Origin of the sequence: Mucilaginibacter sp., from assembly GCF_039207105.1 — a bacterium.
In the GTDB taxonomy this organism is placed as follows: Bacteria; Bacteroidota; Bacteroidia; order Sphingobacteriales; family Sphingobacteriaceae; genus Mucilaginibacter.
Genome location: NZ_JBCECK010000256.1, coordinates 1 through 4531, shown reverse-complemented (window position 1 = coordinate 4531; position 4531 = coordinate 1). Strand labels below are relative to the sequence as shown.

General features: G+C 40.3%; 5 protein-coding genes. All 5 read left to right on the top strand.

Going from position 1 to position 4531, the window contains the following annotated elements; genetic code table 11:
• The first annotated feature begins 163 nt into the window (after positions 1-163).
• A complete protein-coding gene (locus tag AAGC65_RS25085) occupies positions 164-412 on the top strand; it encodes a hypothetical protein (protein WP_343115201.1) in 249 nt (82 codons plus the stop codon).
• Positions 409-1698, top strand: coding sequence for a hypothetical protein (locus AAGC65_RS25080; RefSeq protein ID WP_343115200.1), 1290 nt, complete (start codon positions 409-411; stop codon positions 1696-1698). The genes AAGC65_RS25085 and AAGC65_RS25080 overlap by 4 nt, the downstream gene beginning before the upstream one ends.
• Before the next feature lie 109 nt (positions 1699-1807).
• Complete coding sequence (locus tag AAGC65_RS25075) at positions 1808-2434, top strand: hypothetical protein (RefSeq protein WP_343115199.1); 627 nt, start codon at positions 1808-1810, stop codon at positions 2432-2434.
• On the top strand, positions 2434-3441 hold the full coding sequence (locus AAGC65_RS25070) for a hypothetical protein (protein WP_343115198.1): 1008 nt from the start codon (positions 2434-2436) through the stop codon (positions 3439-3441). The genes AAGC65_RS25075 and AAGC65_RS25070 overlap by 1 nt, the downstream gene beginning before the upstream one ends.
• A gap of 6 nt (positions 3442-3447) precedes the next feature.
• The coding region (locus tag AAGC65_RS25065; RefSeq protein WP_343115197.1) for a hypothetical protein at positions 3448-4531 on the top strand (1084 nt) is incomplete at its 3' end.

Here is a 4531-nt window from a genome sequence, read left to right as displayed (position 1 = left end):
ACTTATGCCAGTACACTGGCTGCCATCGAGGCACTGGTAGATTAATTACAGCCCATAACCGGCGGCAATAGTGCCATAGTACACCGTATCACAATAACTCTCATCTATAAACACTATGGGCTATTGCCCTCCGGTTATGCACTTAACCCAAACATCAAAGCAAATGACAAAAAAATACATTCTGAAACCCGGCAGCCATCAATTTGCACCCGGCAGTGCGGCCATGCACAATAATGATAACACTACCGATGAAGAAGCCGCCTGGTATCTTCAAAAATATCCGCACATAGCTTCGTTGTTTCTTATCACTACCGCCCAAAGCACCAGCACAACAGATCAGCCTAAAAAAACTAAATTATTATCTAGAAAAGCAAAAACAGTTATGCCTAAAAACCAGGAGGCGAGTATATGAAAACCTACTTACCACAAATTGAACGCCGCATATTAGTTAGGCCCAATCAAACCTTTGGCATACTTAATTACGATGTAGATAACGCATATCCCCAGCGTATGATGGAACTGGTGTCGGCCTCGCCAACGGCTAAAGATTGCTGGAATAAACGGACGAAGTTTATTGCAGGTAATGGTTTTGAAGAAAAAGATCTGGGCAAGCAGCTTATTAACTCTAAAGGTTTAACGCTTGCCAAGCTACTAAAAGCCATTGCTACCGATAAAGCCTTATTTACCGGTTTTGGCATCCATGTAAATTATAATGCCAACTTTAAAATATCATCAGTAAATTATGTAAGGTTCGAGGATATCCGCATGGGCGATACCGACCAACCCGGAACTACAGGAAAATTCGCTGTGTATAACGACTGGGGCCGCAAAACATGGAAGCATATTATGCGCAGCAAGGTGATATTTTTTGATAATTATGATCCCGACCCTGAGGTTATAAAACAACAGGTTACAGATGCCGGCGGCTGGGAAAACTATAAAGGTCAGCTGTATTACTTTAATCCTGAAGTTGATGACTATCCGCTGATTGAAGCCGACAGTGTTTGGGAAGATTTTGAGACCGAAGCTGGCATTAAAGCTTTTAATAACCGTGAGGTAACGACAGGTTTTTTACCGTCAACCATGTTATTCATGCAATCGCGCCGCGAAGAGGCAGACAACAAAGGTGGTGTTGACAGCGGATCACAGTCTCCATCGCAACTCGAAAAAGATCTGGGAGCTTTTCAGGGTACAAAAAGCGCTCAAAAAATAATTGTTATTGAATATGAGGACGAGAACTCAAAACCTGAGTTTCAGCCATATGCCATTCAAAATAATGATAAGCTTTTTGAAAGCACCGAACGCTCTGTAGAGGCACGCATTATAAAAGGATTTTCGATCCCTAAAGAATTGGTAAACGCCGAGAAATCATCGGGCCTTAGTAATGGTGGTGAAAAAAAGGAGGCGATAAGGGAGTTTAATGATAATACAGCGCCTGACAGGCTTGAAATATCTGAAGTATTAGCTGAACTGCTCTCACATTTCTACATCGATATCAATCCATCGGCCAACTGGAATATTATACCTGTGCCAGCAAACATAGCCGAAGACAGTATCGGCATAAAAGCAGGCAACAGTATTAATCAATTGCTGTTAGCAGCCATACCAGCTCAAAACAAAATAGCGGCCCTGGTACATGCTTATGGTTTTAAACAAGCTGAAGCCGAGGCCATGGTAATTGCACCAGCCCAAAATTGATTCTCCCCTCAATTGATTAAGTGACCAATAAAAGCTGATCACCGGCATGGTCATTAATCTTATCTCAATACCATTTACCAATCATCTTATCACTTAATCAAACTATAAAATGAGCCAGATATATTTAATTAATCAAACAACTTTTCAGCGATATGAGGATATCTCTGTAAACATAAAACCCGAAAAACTACAGGCATTCATCAAAAAAGCCCAACATCTTGATCTGAAACCATTTTTAGGATATGCTTTATATTACGATTTAATAAGAAACTGCAATATTGATGGAACAATTAGCAATGACGCACCACAGCACTATAAAGACCTTTTAAATGGTGCCGAATATTTAGATGAAAAAGGCAATATCGTATTATATGAGGGTTTATCGCCAATGCTGGTGTACTTCACTTTCGCCCGGTTTATAGAGAATAACGCAGTACAATATACACCTACCGGCCCTGTAATAAAGCATCATGAACAAGGTGTTGCCATAGCGCCGCCAGAGCTTGTAAAGCTTGTGCAGCAGCATCGCAGCATTGCTAATGCTTATGCCAATGATGTTGAGCGCTTTTTGTGGGATAATAAACACTTGTTTCCATTATGGAAATACGATAGCAGCAATAAAAGCAGCAGGCAGGCAGGCCCCAGAATAAGAGGCGTTGACAAAACGGCCTATAACTATCCATCAGATATTTTACCAACCACCAATTACTTACTTATTAACGAATTTTTAAACTAATGGCTACCGATAAAAAGATAAGCGAACTTGCCGTAGCATCGTCTATCAATTCAACGGATATTTCGGTAATTGTTAGAGATGGCACAGATTATCAATACAACTTCACACAGTTAATCGAATACCTTTCTACCAATCTTGTGGTTGGTACAAAAATGACTTTTGGAACGGTGTTGCCACAAAACAATACCGGTAAAAATGGCGATGTATTTTTAAACACAAATACCGGGAATGTATATCAAAAAATAAACAGCGTATGGACAAATACCTATATACCTGTTATTAATACTACTCCCGACAGTACTGTTTTATATAATACAGGCGCGCCTTTAAGTAATACAGGAGGCAATAACGACACCTATATTGATGTACTAACCGGTATATTTTATAAAAAGATTGATAATGCATGGTCGCAGGTATTTTCAATTTCTTCCGGTCCCCAGGGGCCAAGAGGCAGCAGTATTCTGAATGGCACAACCGATCCTGTTAACAGTACTGGAGTAAATGGTGATTTTTATATTAACACCACTACCCTTGCAATTTTTGGCCCTAAAGCATCTGGAGTATGGCCGGCAGGTAAAGCCATTAAAGGTACTAATGCTAATACAATATTTAATGGCACAGGTAATCCGTCAAACAGTATTGGCAATAATGGTGACTTTTATTTAGATACCGACAATTACAAGCTTTATGGCCCTAAAATCAATAACGACTGGCCGGCAGGCATATCTCTAATTTACGTCCCGACAGAGCCTGTAACCATCCAAATTCCTGCAGGATCACCTATCCCCTTCACCATCAATTATGCCGACAACTATAGCGAGTATGGTAATGATCCCTCAATAATTATTGAAATGAATGTTAACGATAATACAAAGAGAGTTGTGTGGGATGTAATCGTTGATAAAAATTATTCATTTGATACGCTGGATAGTATTGATGTGTATGCACATGACAGCGGCGATGGCTTAACAAGCATTGATAATATCACCCTTACCATTAAACCTTAATCATACATGAAAATCAAATATTTAATAACAATACTTTTTTGTTTTGCGGTATATTATGCTCATTCGCAGAACACCACAAATTTGCCTCCTGGTACCGATTCAAGATCACCGGTGGCATTCAGAACTCTTGGTACTGATACCTTAAATCAAACCTGGGTAAGTTTCCCCGGGCTAAACTACAGGCGCGTTTATAGTTCTGCCGAGTTAAATAAAATGTTCAGGACACCAGGCAGTTTGGTTAATGCTTTTGGGAAACATTATGCTGATAGCCTTTATGCACGAACGGTTAAACTATATATGCGTAAAGACAGTACATCTGTCGCACTGTCTACTATATCACAATTAGAAAATTATGCAGGCCCTGAATCAGTCGCCGTAGTAACAGACTCGCTACGTGGTGGTATTTTTATAAAATCGCCTGCCGGAATAATAGATAGCGGCCGGGTATTCGGTGGCATTACAGGCAAATGGGTACGCATTGGCGTTGGCGATATCTCGGATGCTGCATGGTGGGGTGTTAGCACTAACAGCAGCGCTTACTTAAATGCTGCTAGGCTCAGTCGCGCAGTTGCTTCTGCCAATGTACTAAGATTAGAAGTAGGTCATAGTATAAAAGACACAATAAGATACGATCAAAGTTTTTTGATTGAAAATCAAAAAGGAAAAACCATTAATATTAATTGTGTTCTTAAACGGGCAAATGTAGTGGAATATCCACTTACAGCAGATTCAGAGGTAGGCGCTACTACTTATTACGTAGCTAATGCCAATACCAAATTCCGTGTAAATGATGTTGCCGGAGTAGATGACAATAATATGCCTAACCAGGGCGGACAAACTACACACAGGTTTAACGCCTTTAAAATTGTTGCCGTTTATAATGACCGTGTTATTGTTGATAGTGCGGCGAGATCTGCGAGTACAGTAGCAGGCAACAGTCGCATATTTAAATGCCCAAGCGGTATTGTCATACTTAATAGCTCAAAAATATCGTTGCAGGGTACCGGTGTGATTGATGGTAATCGTGCTTTCTCTCATGAAGGTCAAGCCGGAACTAATTATACAGAAAGCTTTATATCCGATGCAGGGT